General features: G+C 41.8%; 18 protein-coding genes. 9 read left to right on the top strand and 9 right to left on the bottom strand.

From position 1 onward, the window contains the following. Positions 1-2: 2 nt before the first annotated feature. From ACQCT5_RS17705 to ACQCT5_RS17685, 5 genes are all read right to left on the bottom strand, one after another. Positions 3-1,154 (bottom strand): aspartate aminotransferase family protein, encoded by a 1,152-nt coding sequence (locus ACQCT5_RS17705; RefSeq protein WP_499643787.1) that lies wholly within the window; start codon positions 1,152-1,154, stop codon positions 3-5. A gap of 25 nt (positions 1,155-1,179) precedes the next feature. Then, on the bottom strand, positions 1,180-1,974 hold the full coding sequence (gene argB, locus ACQCT5_RS17700) for an acetylglutamate kinase (RefSeq protein ID WP_499643699.1): 795 nt from the start codon (positions 1,972-1,974) through the stop codon (positions 1,180-1,182). 13 nt (positions 1,975-1,987) lie between these two features. After that, positions 1,988-3,229: a bifunctional glutamate N-acetyltransferase/amino-acid acetyltransferase ArgJ gene (gene argJ, locus ACQCT5_RS17695; protein ID WP_499643697.1), complete on the bottom strand. Its 1,242-nt coding sequence runs from the start codon at positions 3,227-3,229 to the stop codon at positions 1,988-1,990. A gap of 21 nt (positions 3,230-3,250) precedes the next feature. After that, the gene (gene argC, locus ACQCT5_RS17690; RefSeq protein WP_499643695.1) at positions 3,251-4,294 is read right to left on the bottom strand and encodes an N-acetyl-gamma-glutamyl-phosphate reductase; all 1,044 of its coding nucleotides are present in this window, start codon (positions 4,292-4,294) and stop codon (positions 3,251-3,253) included. Between the two features lie 106 nt (positions 4,295-4,400). Beyond that, positions 4,401-5,537, bottom strand: coding sequence for a M20 family metallopeptidase (locus ACQCT5_RS17685; RefSeq protein WP_499643693.1), 1,137 nt, complete (start codon positions 5,535-5,537; stop codon positions 4,401-4,403). Between the two features lie 379 nt (positions 5,538-5,916). Here ACQCT5_RS17685 and ACQCT5_RS17680 point away from each other — a divergent pair, with 379 nt between their 5' ends. The 6 genes from ACQCT5_RS17680 to ACQCT5_RS17655 all read left to right on the top strand — a co-directional run bounded on the left by ACQCT5_RS17680 (position 5,917) and on the right by ACQCT5_RS17655 (position 12,892). Continuing rightward, positions 5,917-6,894 carry a Gfo/Idh/MocA family protein gene (locus tag ACQCT5_RS17680; protein ID WP_499643691.1) on the top strand — a complete coding sequence of 326 codons (978 nt, stop codon included), beginning with the start codon at positions 5,917-5,919 and terminating at the stop codon, positions 6,892-6,894. A 196-nt stretch (positions 6,895-7,090) separates the two neighbouring features. Next, complete coding sequence (locus ACQCT5_RS17675; RefSeq protein ID WP_499643689.1) at positions 7,091-7,294, top strand: hypothetical protein; 204 nt, start codon at positions 7,091-7,093, stop codon at positions 7,292-7,294. A 23-nt stretch (positions 7,295-7,317) separates the two neighbouring features. Then, positions 7,318-7,794, top strand: coding sequence for a spore coat protein (locus ACQCT5_RS17670; protein ID WP_499643686.1), 477 nt, complete (start codon positions 7,318-7,320; stop codon positions 7,792-7,794). Between the two features lie 261 nt (positions 7,795-8,055). Next, a complete protein-coding gene (locus ACQCT5_RS17665) occupies positions 8,056-10,212 on the top strand; it encodes an MMPL family transporter (protein WP_499643684.1) in 2,157 nt (718 codons plus the stop codon). 161 nt (positions 10,213-10,373) lie between these two features. Next, positions 10,374-11,168, top strand: a complete 795-nt coding sequence (locus ACQCT5_RS17660; RefSeq protein WP_499643682.1) for a hypothetical protein — start codon at positions 10,374-10,376, stop codon at positions 11,166-11,168. 86 nt (positions 11,169-11,254) lie between these two features. Next, the gene (locus ACQCT5_RS17655) at positions 11,255-12,892 is read left to right on the top strand and encodes an AMP-binding protein (RefSeq protein ID WP_499643680.1); all 1,638 of its coding nucleotides are present in this window, start codon (positions 11,255-11,257) and stop codon (positions 12,890-12,892) included. Between the two features lie 262 nt (positions 12,893-13,154). On the opposite strand, the gene ltaE is transcribed toward ACQCT5_RS17655, so the two are convergent. Next, on the bottom strand, positions 13,155-14,189 hold the full coding sequence (gene ltaE, locus ACQCT5_RS17650) for a low-specificity L-threonine aldolase (protein WP_499643678.1): 1,035 nt from the start codon (positions 14,187-14,189) through the stop codon (positions 13,155-13,157). 123 nt (positions 14,190-14,312) lie between these two features. Here ltaE and ACQCT5_RS17645 point away from each other — a divergent pair, with 123 nt between their 5' ends. Continuing rightward, positions 14,313-15,545 (top strand): MFS transporter, encoded by a 1,233-nt coding sequence (locus ACQCT5_RS17645; protein WP_499643676.1) that lies wholly within the window; start codon positions 14,313-14,315, stop codon positions 15,543-15,545. Between the two features lie 72 nt (positions 15,546-15,617). Further along, the gene (locus tag ACQCT5_RS17640; protein ID WP_499643674.1) at positions 15,618-16,679 is read left to right on the top strand and encodes a DUF3900 domain-containing protein; all 1,062 of its coding nucleotides are present in this window, start codon (positions 15,618-15,620) and stop codon (positions 16,677-16,679) included. Between the two features lie 240 nt (positions 16,680-16,919). Here ACQCT5_RS17640 and ACQCT5_RS17635 read toward each other — a convergent pair whose 3' ends face one another. From ACQCT5_RS17635 to msrA, 3 genes are read right to left on the bottom strand one after another with little or no spacing between them, the layout of a single operon-like run. After that, positions 16,920-17,309 carry a VOC family protein gene (locus ACQCT5_RS17635; protein WP_499643672.1) on the bottom strand — a complete coding sequence of 130 codons (390 nt, stop codon included), beginning with the start codon at positions 17,307-17,309 and terminating at the stop codon, positions 16,920-16,922. Positions 17,310-17,330: 21 nt separating this feature from the next. Then, the gene (locus ACQCT5_RS17630; RefSeq protein WP_499643670.1) at positions 17,331-18,518 is read right to left on the bottom strand and encodes a DHH family phosphoesterase; all 1,188 of its coding nucleotides are present in this window, start codon (positions 18,516-18,518) and stop codon (positions 17,331-17,333) included. A gap of 51 nt (positions 18,519-18,569) precedes the next feature. Continuing rightward, positions 18,570-19,115 (bottom strand): peptide-methionine (S)-S-oxide reductase MsrA, encoded by a 546-nt coding sequence (msrA, locus tag ACQCT5_RS17625; RefSeq protein ID WP_499643668.1) that lies wholly within the window; start codon positions 19,113-19,115, stop codon positions 18,570-18,572. Between the two features lie 244 nt (positions 19,116-19,359). Between msrA and ACQCT5_RS17620 the strand changes: the two genes are divergently transcribed. Further along, a complete protein-coding gene (locus ACQCT5_RS17620) occupies positions 19,360-20,895 on the top strand; it encodes a hypothetical protein (protein ID WP_499643666.1) in 1,536 nt (511 codons plus the stop codon). Positions 20,896-20,927 lie beyond the last annotated feature (32 nt).

The following is a 20,927-nucleotide window of genomic DNA, read 5'->3' as shown; positions in this document are numbered from 1 at the left end:
TTTCACGCCTCCATATAACGTACTAATGCACGGGTGAATTTCGCTTCAAAAATATCAATCTCTTCTTTAGAAATATTGAGTGGAGGCAATAGTCTGATTACATGTGCTCCTGCAGATACAACCAGAAGCTTTTCTTGGAGTATATAGTTAATGACACTGCCTGCCTCCCCATCTATCTCGATCCCAATCAGAAGCCCTTTTCCTCTTATGCTTCTGATGAAGGAGAATCTATCTTGTAAATTTCCCAATAGAGCAACTATTTTTTCACCAGCTGTACTGGCATTTTCAAGTACAGATGAATTGGTTAGTTCGGTTATGGTTGCTAACCCTGCAGCAGCTGCCAGTGGATTGCCTCCAAAAGTGCTGCCATGACTCCCCGGCTGAAAAGCTGTAGCTATTTTCCGTTTTGCCAGCATGGCTCCAATAGGAAAACCAGATCCCAATCCTTTGGCAAGGGTGAGAATGTCAGGTTCAAAGCCGTATTGCTGATAGGCGAATAATGTACCAGTTCTCCCCATACCTGTCTGTACTTCGTCTACTACCAGGAGTATGTCTTCTTTTTTACATACTTTAACGAGTTCATCTATCCAATCCTGTTTTGCCGGTATCACGCCTCCCTCACCCTGTATCAGTTCAAGTATCACAGCGCTTGGTGCGGCATCTTTCATCAATTCTAAGGAGTCAGAATCATTGTAAGGAAAATGGATAAATCCATCGAGCAAGGGTTCAAAGCCTGCACGGATCTTCTCCTGTCCTGTTGCAGATACAGTTGCCATCGTTCTGCCATGGAAAGACTGTGTAAATGCAGCTATCAGTGGACGCTTACCTTTTTTTGTTGAATAGGCGCGCACCAATTTTATGGCAGCTTCATTCGCCTCTGCACCGCTGTTGCAAAAGAATGCCTGATCAAGACAGCTATATGAAATTAGTTTTTTGGCGAGCTCTTCCTGATTCTCTATATGAAATAGATTGGAAGTATGCCAGAGTTTAGTAAGCTGCAATTGAATGGCGTTCTTGACATTTTCAGGAACATGACCAAGATTGCATGTTGCTATCCCGGATGTAAAGTCAAGAAATTCTGTACCATTTTCATCCCATAAATAACAGCCTTTTCCCTCAACGAAGTTAATTGGAAAACGTTTATATGTATCCATGACTGGAGAAAGAGCTTTAATAGAATCAGCCAATGTTCTTCATTGCCTCCTTTAGGTAAAAAGTGGTGCCTACGGCATTGCCCTGTATAAAGTCCAAAAGAATTTGCTCGCTAGCTCCATTAAGAATGACAACCTCTTTGACACCTTCTTTCAATGTTTGAAAAGCTGCTTGGACTTTTGGGATCATTCCACCTGTGATGGTCTGATTTTCTATGAGCCGACCTGCTTCCAAATCTGAAATAGCGGGAATGACCTTGTCATTGACAAAAACACCATCTACATCCGTTACGATACAGAGGGATGCCTGAAGTGCTTTTGCAATCGCAGCAGCTGCCGAGTCTGCATTGATGTTATAGCTTTTACCCAGCTTGTCGACTGCGACGGGTGAAACGACCGGGATCAAATCACTGGCTGCAAACTGTTGCAATATACCTTGATTAACCGAGAGAATTTCACCAACAAGTCCAAGGTCCACTTCACTTTCTAATAGCTTTGCCTCAAGAAGCATTCCGTCGACACCGCTAAGCCCAAAAGCATTCCCTCCAGCTTTTATGATGTTTCGCACGATCTCTTTGTTCATGCTCCCTGACAGAATCATTTCTACCACTTGTAGAACAGGCTCGGTTGTTTTCCGGATGCCATTGATAAATGGACTTTGAATCTTCATCAACTCTAAATGGGATGAGATATTCGGTCCTCCTCCATGGACAAGTACAGGCTGTACCCCATGTTGCACTTTCATCTTTACAAGATCCTTATAAAAAGAAGATGGAACCTTTTCCACGACACTTCCGCCGATTTTGATTACCAGATATTCCATTCTCACACTCCCTTTATGTTCTATATGAAGCATTGATTCGGACATAGTCATATGAAAGGTCACATCCCCATGCAGTAGCTTTTTCATTGCCTGCTCCGATATAAACAAATATTTTTATTTCATCATTTGAAAGATAGTTTTTTGCTTCATCTTCTGAAAATCCGTATGGCAAACCGTTTTCCACTACTTTGATTGGTCCGATGCTAACACTGATCAAATTTGGATCGAGTGGAATGCCGCTGTACCCAATGGCAGACACGATTCTTCCCCAGTTGGCATCTTCCCCAAAAATTGCTGTCTTCACAAGACTTGAACCAACAACAGTTTTGGATATTCTTTGAGCATCCTGTTCTGTATGAGTTCCCTCTACAGTCACTTCAATCAATTTGGTCGCACCTTCGCCATCCCTTGCAATCTGTTTGGCCAATGATAAGGATACCTCTTGAAGCCCTTCCACAAAGAGATGGTAGTCCGGATCATCCTCATGCAGAAGTTCGTTATGCGCCAAACCACTTGCCATAACGATGACCATGTCATTTGTGCTCGTATCTCCATCAACTGTGATCATATTGAACGTTTGATTCGTTACACTATTTAGTGCCTTATCCAAAGCTGCCTGCTCGATATTGATATCTGTTGTGATAAACCCAAGCATGGTTGCCATATTTGGATGAATCATTCCAGAACCTTTTGCAGCCCCGCCGATGGTGATTACTTTATCTTTTATCTTCATTTGCAGACACTCGTTTTTTGTAAAAGTATCGGTAGTGAGGATCGCCTCTTCAAATTCAGCAGCATTGTTGTTATCTTCTATGCAGCTTACCTGTTCAATGCCATCTAGCAGTTTCTTTATTGGCAGTTGTTCACCAATTACCCCTGTGGATACGACTGCCACATCCTCTTCCTCTAATCCGGATTGGTTGGCAAAGCTTTTTCTCATCATATACGCATTTTTCAGCCCTTCATCACCAGTACATGAGTTGGCATTTCCTGAATTGACGATGATACCTTGCAACTTCCCGTTAGAACCTATACTTTCCTGGGTCACCTTAAGAGGAGCCGCCTGAAAGAGATTTGTCGTGTATACCGCAGTGGCATTGGCCGGTACAGAGCAATAGATCCACCCCAGATCCCTTCTTTTGCGCTTGATGCCGCAATGCATGCCTCCTGCAGTAAACCCTTTAGGAGAACAAATGCCTCCTCCCTCCACTTTGACCCATGTTTTCATTTCTTTTAGCATAAAGTTTGCGTTCATCTTATCCTTCCTCTCGCTTATCTATGGATATACAGGGGTAAACGTTAAACCGGTCTCATCCGGCCAACCATTTAGTACGTTCATATTTTGGACAGCCTGACCCGCGGCTCCTTTTACGACATTATCAATCACAGAAACTATGATAAGCTTCTTCGTTCTTTCCTCCACCTTGATCCCGATATCGCAATAATTGGAACCTAGTACTTCCTTAGTTGCCGGCCATGTATCTAGCGGTCGAATTCGAACGAAGAAATTGTTTTGATAATATGCTTCATATTGTGCTAACAGTTCATCAGTCGTGTTGTCTACTTTCAGATCCGCATACATCGTACACATTATTCCTCTTGTCATCGGAACCAGATGTGTAGAGAAAGTGATGGGATGTTGTATGCCTGAAAGGATGGAGATCATCTGCTCTATTTCAGGTATATGCTGATGAGAACCCAGCTTATATGCCTTCATGTTTTCATTGATTTCTCCATAATGTGTTCCCAAGGAAGCTTTTCTTCCAGCTCCTGATACACCTGATTTTCCGTCGACCACAATGTTTGCCGGAGATATCCATCCATTTTCCAATGCAGGTGCAAGACCTAAGAGTGTTGCGGTAGGGTAGCATCCAGGATTTGCAATCAACTTTGAACCAACTATTTCTTCACGGAAAATTTCCGGTAATCCATATGTAGCCTTTTGAAGAATTTCATTGGATGCTTGCGTATATTTATACCACTCTTCGTATAATACGCCATCCTTTAACCGAAAATCTCCCGACAGATCGATACAAGTGATCCCCTTTTCAAGGAATGCTGGAATCAAATCTTTGGATATCCCGGATGGAGTTGCAAAAAACATCAAATCTATTTTTGAGGCTGCTTCATTTATATCCAGTTCTTCAATTCTATCTTCAATAATCCCATGTAGATGAGGATATTGCTCACTTATCAGCTTGCCGCTCGAAGAATGGGAAGCAAGATAATTCAGTTGAGCAAACGGGTGTTGCTTCAGCAGTCGAATCAGCTCCACACCGCTGTAACCATTCGCTCCGATTATTCCAACGTTCATTTTCATCACCGTTACCTCTCGCTAATAATATGAATCATTATAACTTCGTATGCATAAAAATACAATCCTGTTTTTTAAAAAAGACGCCTCTTTTTAAAAGAGACGCCTTTCCTTATCCTTCTGAAAGCTTATTAATCGTTTTTGCAAGGAGTTCTATCCGTTCTATGAGAGAAGGAATCTCCAGGTATTCCGCATCACTGTGCGCATTTCCACCAACCGGGCCCATGCCATCAATTGTTGCCACTCCCATTGCTGCAGTAAAGGAGGCATCAGAGCCACCTCCTGTTGCTGTATCCTTTACTTTTATACCCATTTCCTCTCCAACATCTTCTATCAAATGGAGCAAGGAGGTGGTTTGGGCATTTTTCTCCATTGGCAGTCGGTTCATCTTTCCTTCCAACTGGATTTCCGTACCTTGTACATCGGTTGAAGCACAAATGGATTCGATTCTTTCTTCCATTGGTTTTGCTTGTTCTTTTTCCGAAATCCGAATGTCCACTTCTGCCATTGCAGTATCTGAAACGGTATTAACCGAAGATCCCCCTTCAATCAATCCCACATTAACACTGATTCCTTTCGCATGATCCGTCAAATCGTGCAAACGAATAATTTTGTATGCCAGTTCTTCAATTGCGCTTCTTCCTTTTTCCGGTTCGATCCCCGAATGTGCCGCTCTCCCCTTAACACTGATGGTATAGTGTCCTTTTCCCCTCCTGGATGTAACAACAGATCCGTCTTTTCTGGCCGGCTCCATCACTAAAGCGTATTTTTTTCCAGCCGCTTTATTCTCTATCAGTTTTTTGGAGGATGGCGAGCCGATTTCCTCATCGCTGTTCAGTACTATCATGACATCCTGATAGGCTTTGGAATGAAACTTTATCAGGGCTTTCATAGCATATATAACCGCCACTTGACTGGCTTTCATATCGATCACACCAGGTCCATATGCACGGTTATCTCTAATTTGAAAAGGCCGGTTCTCTGCAGTACCTTCCGGAAATACAGTATCCATGTGGGCTATGATGATGGTTTTGGGGTTTTGGGCTAGTGGGTGTTGAATGATTAAGTGGTTACCATATTCCTCTTGCTTGACTTCCTGTACCGCAAAACCCATGTCCCGATATTCCTTCATGAGAATTGCCCCGATTTCATCCACTCCTTCCTTGAGATAGGAACCACTATCGATATTTACCATTCTTTCTAGCAGTTCTAGCATTTCATTTTGTTTCTCCATTAAAAACTGACGCATTTTCCAATCGCTCCTGACTTGATATACACAAATTAATAGATTTTCATCTCTTCTCTATTACCATTATAGCTCTAATATGAGCATAATATCCTATATTTCATTTATTCTATTATTTTCAAAAGATTAAACGTAGTAAAATTTAGGAAGCAAACAACTTATATCTTGAATTCCTCTCACTGATGTGTTATATTAATTTGGCGATGAGCTGAATTGTGTAAGTCGATATTCACGTTACTAGTAGCAATGCATGAATGTGGTCATGCAGATTATCGCCTCAATACGCAAATAAGACACCTTCAATGGTGTCTTATTTTTTTGTCTATTATCTGTTTTTAGTATAAGATTGTACCATCATCCATAAATAAAGGAGCCGTTACATATGAGATTTGGAATAATTGGAACCAACTGGATTACAGAGAGCTTTATCGCCGCAGCAAGTGAAGTGGAGGGTTTTACTTTGACTGCCGTATATTCGCGCACTCATGACCGTGCCGAGGAGTTTGCATCAAAATACGGTGTTGACCACATATATACAGACTTAAATGAATTTGCCTCAAGCGACAAATTTGACGCTGTTTACATTGCCAGTCCAAACTCCCTTCATAAAGAGCAGGCAATTCTCTGCATGGAAAACAAGAAGCATGTACTCTGCGAAAAGCCAATGGCCTCTAATACAAGAGAGATTCAAGAAATGGTTCATGTGGCGAAAAAACGAAATGTCCTGCTTATGGAAGCTTTAAAGACAACCTACTTGCCAAACTTCTTAGCAATTAGGGAAAACCTCCATAAGATCGGTAATATCAGGAGGTATACAGCAAGCTACTGCCAATATTCTTCCAGATATGATAAGTACAAAGAAGGCGTCATTCTAAATGCTTTCAAGCCTGAGTTCTCCAATGGATCATTAATGGATATTGGCATTTATACCATTTATCCAATGGTCGTTCTTTTCGGAGCGCCATCTGAGATTAAGGCACAGGCTGTGATGCTGGAATCAGGTATTGATGGACAAGGAACCGTCCTGTTCGAATATCCGGGAATGGAAGCTGTCATCACCCACTCCAAGATTGTCAATTCGTACATGCCGGCTGAAATTCAAGGAGAAGAAGGAACCATGGTGATAGATAAAATCCATACACCTGAAAAAGTCCAGATTATTTATAAAGATGGTACGTCTGAAGATATCACTGTCTCTCAAAAAACAAATTCCATGTATTACGAGGCGACAGAATTCATGAATCTCGTGCAGAATGGCGAATTGGAACCAACCATCAACAACTTTGCCAACTCATTAACCACACATAGAATTCTAGAAGAAGTAAGAAATCAGATAGGATTGATATATCCTGCTGATTAATAATTCGTTAAGTTGACGGCTCTCCATTTTGGGAGCCGTTTTTTATTTCTCAAGCTTTGTCCCCTACTTTCCCTATTAAACTATCGCCCTTTCTATTAAAAATTGAAAAAATGGTCATTTGATAGAAGATGTTTGTCCAGTCTCTTTCTTATCTCTTACATAATATGTGGTGAGGCAGTAAAAAGGAGGTGGATTTATGGCAAATCGTGAAGACATTCAAAATGAGATTTCCAAACTCTCTCAAAGCGGCACAAATCTTCTTCTCGATAATATTCTTAAAAAACATAACGTCAAACTGGAAAAAGGTAATCTGACGAGCGAGCAAAAATCTCAGCTTAAGAAACTGGTTCAAGATTTACAGAGTTCTTTTCAAAAGCTTCAAAAGCAAGAAAAAAAATAAAGGGATAATGGGGGATTATATAAATGAGTGAAATGAATAAATGGTTGTTTGGAACTAGAGATTCCTATTGTGACAGAGATAGCAACTGGAGTGCTCTTGATCCTAGAGGGGTACATCCTTTGGATGATAGCACTGTGAATCAGGAAGCTGATCAAGTGAACAAAATGATTCAAAAATCCTATGAGCAAATTATTATCAAAGATTCTGCGGATGTCGAGGTGACAACTACTGATACGCAAGTAGCACTTTCCTTGCAAGCTGCAATTCAAGCTGCCATTGTACTTGTCATCAGTGTCTCCATTGCAGATAGCACAAAAGCGGATGCAATCACGCAAGAATTACTTCAAAAATCCAAGTCTGTCCAAGTCAACCACCAACAAACGTATATCCAAAACTCTCGTGGAGTAAGAGTAACAACTACTGATACAGACATTGTCATCAACATTCAATTGTTGCTTCAAATCCTACTAGCTCTAGTAGTACGCATTGATATTCTGTAACTCCGGATTCAGCCAAAGTTAAAACGCCACCTGCAAGGCCCGCCTATCTTCACCATCCTTCATTTACATGGAGACTGCCGCCTACAGTCTCCTATATAGAAATTTCGAATTAATTAATCACACTTAAATAGCTGTAGAGAAGGCCCGTAGTGGGGGCCTTCTTTGTTTTCATTATCGGAGAACAAATTTGTATACAATCCTCTTTTCAAATAAGATAATGAATAACGGGTTAGATTAATACATATGTCGGAGGAGATGTAAGTGAAAGGATTAGGGAGGTTTATCTATACTCAAAGAAAATGGATGATAATATCCTGGTGTATATTTATATTATTTTTCGGATATTTTGCCTCCAAATTGCCTACTGTTTTAAGCGGCAACGGGTTTGAGTATGATGGCAGCTATATGAACACACAGACTATTTTAGAAGAGGAATTCAACCAGTCTCAATCCTCCATCCTCTTACTGTTTGAAAAAGAAAACTTTGCCAGCCAGACGGCGTTTGAAGTCTACATAACAGATACTTTGGACCGTTTGGAAGTAGACGGCAGTGCGAACATAATAGTAAGCCCAATAGATCAAAAGGACATGATGAAAGATAATATAGCTTACGCCGTACTGTCCTATGACAAAAAGCTTGAAAATATCGGGGAAGAAATTCGTACTCTCTCGTCAAGTTTAAAGGATGAGGCAGGATTATCCGTTGAAATGACAGGTGGTCCTGTAATAGAAGAAGATCTGAATATTGCAAGTCAAAAGGATCTGGCAAAAGCGGAAATGATTGCCCTCCCAATCGCGCTCATAATCCTTCTTCTCGCTTTTGGAAGCCTGATTGCTGCCGGTATCCCATTATTAATTGGTATTGTTTCGATTGTTTCCACTATGGGCATCATGTATTTCTTCAGCTATCAAATGAATCTGACCATTTTCATCCTTAACATTGTTCCGATGATCGGATTGGCATTAAGTATTGACTTTGCCTTGCTGTTTATTGATAGATTCAGGGAAGAAGTCCAGAAAGGTTCCATAAAAGAGGCAATTGAAACTACCCTGGCGACAGCAGGACGTTCCATTGTTTTTTCCGGATTATGCGTTTTCATCGGACTTCTCGGGTTGATGTTCATCGAAATTGACATTTTCCGAAATGTCGCATTGGGTGGCATGACAGTGGTATTTGTATCGGTTTTATCCGCAATCACTTTCCTACCCGCACTTCTTTCTCTTATAGGCAAAAATATTAACAAGTATTCCATTCTCAATGTTTCAAGTGTTCGCTCCCCTTTATGGAGAAGGTTCGCAACATTTGTCATGAAACGTCCTGTGATCATGGCAATAGTAACGCTGGTACTCCTAATATCTGCACTGATTCCTGTGAAGGAAATGAACTTGGTTGTTCCTGGGGCTGATGCCCTCCCAACCTCTTATGACTCAAGGGTTGCCTATGATAAGTATGAGGAGTATTTTGTCGAAAAGAATAAGAGCGATGACGTCAAAGCTGTCGTGATTCTGGAAGCTGAAGGAGAGATAATGGATGAAGCTAATCTGGCTAAAGCAGAAGACCTATTCTCCTCTTTCACAGCATCAGGTAACGTAGTATCAGTGGAGACACCTTTTTCTATGTCAGGTATAGACAGTGCGGAAGCATTTTACCAGACTTTGCAGCAGCCGGAAGGTAAATCCTCATTGGCTCCAATTGTTGATAATTTTACAACATCAAAGATGATGCTCTCTTATGTTTATTTTAAGGATGAAGAATCCGCACAGCAGTGGGTAAAGGAATGGGATAAGAAAGACAGTGAAATGAACCTTCATTTAGGAGGCGTACCGAAATTCGAGCAAGAGATTTTCGACGAGATAATTAAAAAGGCTCCCTACGGATTTGCCTTTATTGTCATCACAACTTTCTTTATTTTGCTTGCCGCTTTCCGTTCGCTGCTTATCCCGCTTAAAGCGATTCTGATGAACATCCTTAGTCTTGCTGCCACATTTGGAATTGTTGTCTGGATCTTCCAAGGTGGTCATTTCGGAATGGAGCCAGTTTCCTTGGCACTGATCCTGCCCATATTCGTCTTCTCCATAGTCTTTTCCTTGAGTATGGATTACGAAGTGTTTCTTATTTCGAGAATTCATGAAAACTACCTCGAAAGCGGTGATAACGATACCGCCACTTTGGAGGGATTGACCGCAACAAGCAAAATCATCACCTCTGCCGCTGCAATCATGATTGTTGTAACAGGAGCATTTGCCTTTACGGGTGTCATGCCTGTCAAGCAGCTCGGTGTCGGAATAGCTCTGGCCATCTTCATTGATGCAACCATCGTCCGTATGATTCTTGTACCGGCCTTCATGAAACTGCTCGGTGATTGGAATTGGTGGTTCTTCAACTTTAGGAAAACCAAAAAAGAGCCCGCTAAATAGCATCCTTAAAAGAGTAAGAATCTTGGAATGGATTCTTGCTCTTTTTTTATTTTGTACTAGTCAAATGCCTAGTTTTTAGTAGACAATCAGCATCCTTCCCGATATTCCATATGATATAGCACCCCCCTTCCCTTTTAATCACATGACCAAGGAGTGTTAAGATGACCGAGGAAGAACAGTTACACCCCAATCCAAAATTATATGTAGACTATATAATGATTGAGAGCAATCAAAATGTTCTAAGAAAAAACTATCTGATGGAGCTATTAAGCTTGCAATCCCAAACCAATGACACACTCTCCCATTCCGTTTCTTTTGTACAGGAAAAATTGGAAGAGACAAATTCCAATCAACTTCATCAATTTGAGAATATCCTCTCGAAAATGGTGACGCAGCAGGAAGTCAGCGAGCATCTGAAAAATGAGATCCATTTAAATGATAGAAACAATAAAGAAGTCATGGATCGGCTGAAGGCACTTGAAGCAATGAGTGGAGAAGTGAGCAGAACACTAGAAGAAGAAAAGTTGATGAGCCAGGCTACCATTGACCAGCTATCTTATCAAGAGGATCTGACGAGAAAAATACACGATCAGCTGAAGGAATATGAAGTGATGTATAAAGATATTCAGCAAAAAATGAAGGATCAGGAATCCATATACGAGCAAATCAACAGACAGCTTGAAATACAGGATATGTTTCATCAGACAGTCATACAGCGGATGGACCAGCAGGATGCCAATACAAAGCAGATTGAGAATAAAATGGATAGCCTACGAGAAACGATAATGGAAAAAATGGATGCTGCTATCAATTATTTCGAAACCAAATACAAACAAACGCTCTATTACTTGGGTAATCTGTTTAATCCAAAAGAAAAACGACTTATTCAAAGGCTCCCCTTACAAAAGGAAGAATCCTTGGAAATAACCGAAAAAGAAAAAGTCAAAATAGATTAGCTGCTATATGCGGCTGATTTTTTAAATTGATTTTTCAGAACATTCGTACTAATATTTAAGTATCACATGAAATGGAGGTATCTCAAATGGCAGAAATCGTACATAAAACTATTGGAGAGCTATTGGATGAAACTGTAGAGAAATATCCGGCAAAGGAAGCTGTCGTCTATGTAGATCAGAACCTTCGCTATACATATCGGGAGTTCCAGGATGTATGCAATATCGTAGCAAAAGGTCTTATGAGCATGGGAGTTAAAAAAGGTGATCATATAGCCATCTGGGCATCCAATAAACCGGAATGGGTCATTACCCAATATGCCAGTGCGAAGATCGGAGCAGTACTTGTGACTGTTAATACAAGCTACCAATCCCAGGAACTCGAATACCTCCTGAAACAATCCGATTCTACTACCCTCATACTCATGGAAGATTTCAAGGGGGTCAGCTATCTTGATATTTTCAAAGACATCTGTCCTGAGGTTACGGAACAGCTCCCCGGCGAATTATCCTCTTCCCGGTTTCCGAAGCTGAAGAATATCGTCTTCCTTGGAGACGAACCGCAGGCTGGAATGTATAGTTGGAATCACTTATTGCGAGCAGGGGCTGAAATTTCGGATGAAGCTTTACATGAAATACAGCATAGCCTGGTTCCAGATGAAGTGATCAACATGCAATACACATCCGGCACAACAGGATTTCCAAAAGGAGTCATGCTCACCCACTCTAATATTATCAATAATGCCATCAATGTCGCAGAATGCCAGCGTCTGACAGATGCGGATAAGATCTGTATCCCTGTCCCTTTCTTTCATTGCTTCGGTTGTGTGATGGGTACCCTTGCAGCAGTAGCTACAGGTGCAACAATGGTTCCGCTCGTCACTTTTGACCCATTGCTTGTACTAAAGGCGGTGGAACAAGAAAAATGTACAGCCCTTTACGGCGTTCCGACCATGTTCATTGCCGAGCTGAACCATCCGCAGTTCCACGACTATGACCTATCGAGCATAAGAACCGGCATCATGGCCGGCTCCACCTGCCCGACAGAGGTAATGAAAAAAGTGGTTCATGAAATGGGGGCTCGTGAAATCACGATAGCCTACGGACAGACTGAAGCATCTCCGGTTATCACCCAGACCAGACCGGATGATAGTATTGAACGAAGAGTTTCCACTGTGGGTAGAGCCCTGGAAAATGTTGAGGTGAAGATCATCGATCCTACAACGGGAGAATCCGTTCCTAACGGTGTCCAAGGGGAGCTTTGTACAAGAGGCTACCTCGTTATGAAGGGTTATTATAAAATGGAGGACCAGACCGTTTCAGCCATTGACAGCGATTCCTGGCTTCACACTGGTGACCTTGCCACGATGGATGACGATGGGTATATCCAAATCACCGGCCGGTTGAAGGACATGATCATCCGTGGTGGCGAAAACATCTATCCTCGTGAAATTGAAGAATTCCTCTACACACATCCCAAAATCTTTGATGTCCAGATTGTAGGTGTACCTGACGAAAAGTTCGGTGAGCAGGTTGCAGCTTTCATCAAGGTGAAAGAAGGAGAGCAGCTCTCCGCTGAGGAAGTAAAAAACTATTGTAATGGGAAAATATCACGCTTTAAGATACCGTACTATGTAGAAATAGTAGAAGAGTACCCGATGACAGCGTCCGGGAAAATACAGAAGTTCAAACTGAAGGAATATGCCGTGCGGGAGCTTGTAAAATAAACTTTTAATAAATGTTGGAGGCTGTCTAAAAAGTCATTAATTCATGGCTTTTTGAACAGCCTCTTTTGCATTTAAACCTTTTTAGAATTACGCTAGTTGGTTATTGGCCTTTTTGAGCATGTTTCCCTGTGAGAAGTCCATTAGCTGCGTTCTATTGGCCTTTTTGAGCATGTTTCCCCATGAGAAGTCCACTAAGAATTTGCAAAACGTCAGAAAAGGATAAAAAAGTGAGAACCCTACCATCAGGTCCTCCCCGCTCTCCCTATAGCATAAGCTCTGCTGGTACTTCTCTTATCGCCTCAATAGCTTTCTCCAAATCTTTCCGGCTTACATCATAATGTGTTGTCAATCTCACCTGTGTAGGTCCGAACGTTACGGCCAGGACTCCTTTATCTTTCAATGTAGCTACAAACTTGTCAGCTGAACATCCAAGACCGCCAACTTCCAAGACAACAATATTGGTGTCCACTGAGTTGGTAACGATCAAGCCATCAACCTTACCTATTGCCTCAGCCAAAAATCTGGCATTTTCATGATCCTCAGAAAGTCTGTCTGTCATTTTAGTCAACGCGACCAGTCCAGGCGCAGCAATAATCCCGACCTGTCTCAAACCTCCGCCCAATCGTTTTCTCCACTTTCTGGCTCTTTTTATAAATTCCTCTGAGCCTGCAAGTATGGAACCGACTGGTGCGCCAAGCCCCTTTGAAAGACAAATCTGCACTGTATCACTATACTGGGTAAATTCCTGAATCGAACAATTTGCACCGGCTGCTGCATTAAACAGCCTAGCCCCATCAACATGGACAGGGATATGATGAGCCTGAGCATGCTTATAGATATCCCTCATATTGGAAGCAGGAACAATAGCTCCACCAGCACGATTATGGGTATTTTCGATGCAGATCAAGCCGGTTTCAGGAAAGTGCTGGTCCTCTCCCCTGATGGCTGCGAGCACATCATCGGGGTTCATTGCCCCGTTTGTGCCTTTGATTGTTCTAGTTTGAACCCCAGCAAGTGCTGCCACAGCGCCCGATTCATAATAGAAGATATGTGAATCCGCCTCCAGCACAATTTCATTTCCAGGTCTGCAATGGGTAAGAACGGCAATCTGGTTCCCCTGCGTCCCGCTTGTAACAAAGAGCGCCGCTTCCTTCCCCAGCATTTCAGCAGCTTTCTCTTCCAATCTGCGAACAGTGGGGTCTTCACCATACACATCATCCCCCACTTCAGCTTCATAAGCTGCCTTCCGCATTTCTTCCGTCGGACTTGTAATTGTATCACTTCTTAGATCTATCATATTGAACCTCCACGGGGACAGGTCCTGCGTCCCATTTTATTTCGCTTTCCGTAAAAAACGATACCTTTTGCACAAAAAGTCATGCTATGATAATCATAGTTCACCTCAAAGGGAGTATTCAATATGTTAGCTCAAAAAATTTCTGTCCCAAAAGAAGAAAACAAAACAGTCTATTCCATCCTATTCATCATCGGCCTGGTGCATCTGTTGAATGATGCCATCCAATCGGTTGTCCCTGCTTTGTTTCCGGTTCTGGAAAGTTCGATGGGACTGACATTTACGCAAATCGGCCTCATCGGATTCGCGTTAAATGCAACCTCATCCCTGATTCAGCCAGTAGTCGGATTATATACAGATAAACGACCTTCGCCATACGCACTACCAATAGGTCTGATCTTCTCTTTTGTTGGGATTGTAGGATTGGCAATTGCGCCTACATTCTGGCTCATCATTATTTCTGTCATGTTTATCGGAATCGGATCTGCCACGTTCCATCCGGAAGGTTCAAGGGTAGCTTACATGGCTGCAGGGAATCGGAGGGGATTGGCACAATCGATCTATCAGGTCGGGGGCAATTCCGGTCAGGCGCTTGCCCCACTTATCGCTGCATTTCTATTGGTTCCATTCGGACAATTCGGTGCAATATGGTTCACCCTGGTCGCCGGTCTTGGAGTGTTTTTATTATTCTATATTGCCAAATGGTATAAGATGAAGGTTTCAGAATCAGCTGCAAAAGCTGTGATTAAGAGAAAACCGGTTTCCGGCAACAAACAGTTGGAACAAAAAAAGCTTGTACTGTTCTCTATTACTCTATTAATTTTTCTAGTATTTGCCCGGTCCTGGTTCCATGCAGGAATAACAAATTTCTACCCCTTCTATCTAATTAAAAATTATGGGCTGTCCATTGCCGAATCCCAGATTTATATTTTTATTTTTCTTGGAACGGGAGCCGTCGGGACTTTCTTTGGAGGACCGCTTGCTGATCGTTTCGGGAAGAGAAACATGATCCTCCTCAGTATGCTGGGTTCTGCACCGTTGGCTTTCCTACTTCCTTATGCCGGGCCGATGCTCTCCTATGTACTATTGGGTATCATCGGGTTCATCATCCTTTCCAGCTTCTCTGTAACCGTTGTATACGCACAGGAGCTTGTCCCTGGTAGAATTGGACTCGTATCCGGCCTAATTGTCGGCCTCGCTTTTGGAATGGGAGCAGTCGGTTCAGTAGTTCTTGGTATCCTCGCTGACTGGATAGGTTTAAACAATACAATCATGTTTGCAGCTTGCCTTCCATTGATTGGATTACTCACCTTCCTGCTTCCAACAGATCAAAAGTTGCGGGAAATGAATGGAGATTGACCCAATGAGGGCACTTCCCTATACTAGTAAAGTGATTTCCAAAAGATAATAAATTGAATTAGGTGATTAATCTTGGATTTTGATATTCATTCTTTAGCCTTTTATGTGATTGAAATTGAAGGAAGCGGAGATAATGCAAAAAAATATTATAAACAAATGGCTACTCTTGACGAGGCGGACTATCAAGAGAGTCCTTTAAAATCATTTCTGGAAGGAGAATTAATGAAAATCTCCAAACGCAAGGTGGACCGCCACCCAAAAAGTGATCAGGTACCAACAAAAATTGGACGTTTCACCGTAGAACCCGGGTATGATCTTGGATCCAATCCAAACTATAATCTATTCCATCGCATTAAATTTGCAGAAACAAAGGAACAGTTCGCTAAGGCAAGTGAAGAAGTAGCAAGCACCTATACAGACACTACTGCTGTCAGAGGCGGGGTGCTGATCATTGCACGTGCCAAGTTGAATAAGTATTTTGATGAACCCTTCGTCTTTGTCCTAAAATGTGACTTTGAGCAGAAGGTCGCATCCATCACAGACGAGAAAACATTGATACATAATGTGCAAATGGCTATTACAACGAAAAACATGAAGTCCATTCAGTACCCTTTCATGCCAGAGGAAGGGATGGTGGAGGAAGGTGAATTGAAGATTCATCAATCCTCCCATTCCCGATATTTCGAGGATTTCCTCAAATATGTCGAGTATGGAGAATCGATGCCAGAGATCATCAAGACGCAAGTAATGGGAATGGTGCATCAGGAACTTGCAGAAACCTATCAGGATGAAAGTGAAGAAAAAGAAAAAGCGGAATCGGCAATGGAGGCATGGGCAACTAGCCCGAAACGGGAACTGCAGGAGCGCTGGTCTGATGAGCAGGTAATCGAGGCATCCTCGAATATTATTGAGCAGACACCTGATATTGAACTTAAATTCAAGCTCGATCACCTATCCGTTAAAGGCCTTCTCGCCGACTATGGGGAAAATATCCATATTGCAAGGATCAACAATCGGGTAGTCGTTCTTTTGGAGGGAGATTATCTGCAATTCGAAAAAAACGTTTCCCCTGTCGAAATGCTGAAACCGGGCGATCTAAAGCAGATCGTTGAAAAACTGGAACGGAAACATTAGAATCTCTCTAATCCGGAACAAGAGCATATAAATTGATATTTGTGGCAACATAAACTATCAATTATATGGGGTGAGCAAATGGATTGGTGGACATTCGTACGCTATGCATGCTCTATTTCTGGTATGGTGTGCCTTGGTTTTACCTATGCATATATGATCAAGACTTCAAAAAAGAAAGCAGAAAAAGTTGAATAACAGAAAAAAAGCAGGCGTCCAATGACACCTGCTTTTTCGCCTCAATCAGTTCTTCTTCTCAAAAAGCTCGATCCGTTCCCCATCCGGTCCTTCAAAGAAAATATATCTCGCTCCATTGGGAAGTGTGGTGATTTCATTTTCCACAAAACTGACATTCAGATTCTGCAGACGCTGATACTCTTCATCGACATCATCCACCGTCAAAGCTATGTGGTGAACCTTGCCTTCTGCAGGCAATGCATCATTATACCCCTCAATCAATTCAATTTCCGTTTCGTCGTCCACCTCAAACCCTAAGAAAGCCAGTTTTATTTTTCCGTTCGGATGATCAAGCTCCCCTTTCAACTTCAGCCCTAGGGTTTCTATATAGAATGAGATTGATTTTTGGATATCCCTCACCATTATTCCGACATGCTCAAGACGCTTCATTGCCATCGTTACTCTCTCCCTTCCATGTTAATTGCTGCGTAGGCGACGGATATTTTCCACAAGGAATGTCACATATTCCTCATCCTTCACAAGCCATGCAGCGAAGTTTCTCTTTATATATTTTTCCGCATCCTGGAATGACTGAAAACTTTCCTCCAACTGCTGTTCATTATTTTCAATCACCCACGAACCATCTTCTCTTGGCATCAGAAAAAGAATACCCTTTGACTTGGATTCATAGAGAACCCCGTTCGGAGATTCCTTAATATTGAACACATTCTTGTCTGCATCTGATTTCAAAGGATCCAATTGGAATGATTCTGCAACATATAGCTTATATGCCGCTTCATTTAAATTGCATCCTGAAGCTTTCGCATGACCGCCTCCTTCAAATTGTCCAGCTACATCCGACACATCCACATCATCATGAATCGTTCGAAGGCTTATTCTTTTACTTCCCATATTGATCATTGCAATATAATCAAGGTGGGGATTTTCTTTTCCTAGTGCATTGCCCAGCTCCGATAAAAAGGATTCTGCATACACGATACCAGCCCATAGGCTTCCAACCTGTTTTTGAACAAGCTCCCTCTTTTTGCGGCGCAAATACTTTTCCATCTTTTTTTCTTCCATATTCAATAACTGGTCTTCGAGGTCATCAAATCGGAAATTCGTTGAATCCGCTACCTTTGCAAGCATTCTTGCTTCAAATTCTTCAATCGACATCATATATAGGAGATCATTTAGCCTTTTAGCCTTGTTGTTTTGGTTTCTATCCCATTCCCATGTATCATATTGGCGTACGAGCTCCACAAACTCATGGATTGCTTCGGTTCTTTCTAATAGATTATGGTTCTGAAGATACTCGTAAAATAGAGATGTTGCACTCGTTAAACGTCCATCTTCGTATTCAACTTGCACAAAAGCCCAATCATACTCATTTAGGGCGAGCGCTGTTTTGTGATGATCAATAAACTGAACCTTACCCCCTGCTTTGTTAAGGGAATCCAGCTTTTTGGCATTTTCTTCATGGACCGATAAGTCCGTTATGTATATAGTGTCATTGGGAATGGCGTGGTCAAGGTAATTGGCAACCTGATAATTCAAGCTTCCTACCGAGTTGTAGTGAACCTCTACTTTTTCCTTAAACGCTATTTTAGCGAGTATACCACAGCCAACCCCGTCCAAGTCGTTATGTGTAAACAAATGGATCATTGCATTCACTCCTTTTCTGAACGTAAGAGAGGCCGAAAAAACTCGAACTCCTTATTTAGTATATTCTGCTCCCCAGTGCTCACTTATATGAGCTTCTCTTCCGGATTCCACACGTTCCTGCTTATATTTTTCTGGATTTTTTTTGTAGAATGCCTGATGATATTCCTCGGCAGGATAAAAAATCTTTGCTGGAATGATTTCGGTAACAATAGGCTTTTTGAATCGACCACTTTCTGCAAGCTCTTTTCTGGATTTTTCTGCAAGCTTTCTTTGTTCATCATTATGGTAGAAGATTGCTGTTCTATATTGGCTCCCTCTATCAAAAAATTGGCCGCCGTCATCAGTAGGGTCAATTTGAGGCCAATAAAGCTCGAGCAGTCTTGTATATGGAAACAAATCAGGATCAAACTCGATTTGAACAGCCTCGTAGTGACCCGAATCCCCTTTTTTAATATCCTCATAGACGGGATTGATGGTATTTCCTCCCGTATATCCAGAAATTACGCTGACAATCCCCGGCATTTCGTCAAAAGGCTTAACCATGCACCAGAAGCAACCTCCTGCAAAGGTTGCTACCTCTGTTTTTACAGTTGTCATAAGACAAACATCCTCTCTATCAAGCAATTATGTATTTGATGGAATTTTACACTAATTATATAGCCGAGACAATGAATTTGTTCTATTTCAGGTTTACATAACAAAATTACGTTAAATCAATAAAAACTTAATCTTTAAACTTTTTCTTGGTTGCGTTTACATACATTTACTATCCATTCGTTGTATTGTACGATATTCCTTTGTGTCAAAAAACATATCTAATATAGAACGATTGGAGTATATCATGCAAATACTAGAACAAGTTACACATCTGCAATTAATGAACCAGTTTTGGTTTCTTCTACTCTTTTTGATTCCCATGGTTTTGATTTCAAGAATGGCAGTGGCAGGCACACGTTTTTCCCCGATCTTAATCATTGTAATTTTAGGATTATCCATGGGTTACTTATTGGTTTCCACTGGAGTTGCTACACCTGGTCTTGTGGAATTCCCATTGGTTGACTTTATGGCAAGGACGACCATCATAGCATTGATTGTCTCGTTTTTTGTTGGCGGACAGGAGCTTCGGAAAATTCTTGGAAACAAAGATCTGGAGTCCGAGGATATCATCACACCGTCTGATGAGGAAACAATTCTTGGGACAAATCGCAGTCAATTCATTTTTATCATACGAGCATTTTTCCTTTTATTCGGTCTCGAAGGATTGACCCGTCTATTGTTGAATGATGATAAAAGTATTTTCAGCAGCACGTATCCTTTGATTGCCTATATAGGTATCATTGGAGCAGTTCTCTTTGTAGATAACCGTGCAAAGATAAATAACAAACATCAGTATATTCGTAAAGGACTTCTTGAAATGGGGACCATTGTGCTCGTATTGGTCCTTTCTTTTCATATTGCTACTCTGGTAAAACCCATCATTGCTCTTCCGCAGATATTCTTTGCCATGATGATTTCTGCCGCTTTAGGGGCAATACTTTATAATTGGACATTTGGCCCTACTGTGCGGGCTTTGCTTTATGCCGGTATTCCAGTAGTACTAGCTGCAAACTTCATGGTTGGTGGATCTAGAATCGGTGATGCTTTTTCAATCACCGGAATGAACGCGGTATTGGCATACGGCTTTTTCGGCCAGTTGTTCTGGATGTTTGGCGGAATAGCACTTGTTATGTTTTTTGCCAAAACAGCAAATGCACGCAACTTAGCACCTGGTATGGCTGGTTCTTTGTCTCATTCAGGTTTGACTGGAGCCTGCACTGCAGGTGACTTCGGTTCCACTGCTGCAAAAAGGGCGCCGATCATGATCAACATCCCATTTTTCGGGCATATTTTCGTGTTTTCCGTATTGGCGATCAGCGCAGAGCATGGTAGTCTCTGGATTTGGCCATCTCTATTGATTGTAGCGGTAGGTATCGGGCTTACTGTCCTTTCCTTAATCAATCTAAGAAAATCAGCCGGGGAAGATAAGAAGGAAGTAAAAGCCCTGATGCAATTTTCATTTGGCTGGCAGATGTGTGCCGTGTTTGGCGGACTTGCTCTTTTAAGCCTTAGCACGATGAGTCTCGATTATGCAGCAATGGCTCAATCTTCTGCCATTTCCCACTTTGGCTTGTTTGCGGCTATTCAAGGGGGAATGTTTGGTACGGAGGCTTCTGCCCTGATTCCTTTCATCTTCTCCATGCCATTCCTTGTTCACCCATTGGTATTTTATATGTTTGGTAAATCCATGGAAAACAATGGTGAAATGCCGATCAAACCAGTATACATTCTTGCATTAATTGGTGTTGCCGGAGTTGCTTTTGCCATATTTGGTGTTTAAAAGAGCTAATCTATATGACACTTAAAACGCCT

Origin of the sequence: Sutcliffiella halmapala (assembly GCF_050107295.1) — a bacterium.
GTDB classification, from domain to species: Bacteria; Bacillota; Bacilli; order Bacillales; family Bacillaceae_I; genus Sutcliffiella_A; species Sutcliffiella_A halmapala_A.
Note: the sequence above shows the minus strand (reverse complement) of the source record. Positions and strands in the feature narration are given on the sequence as shown.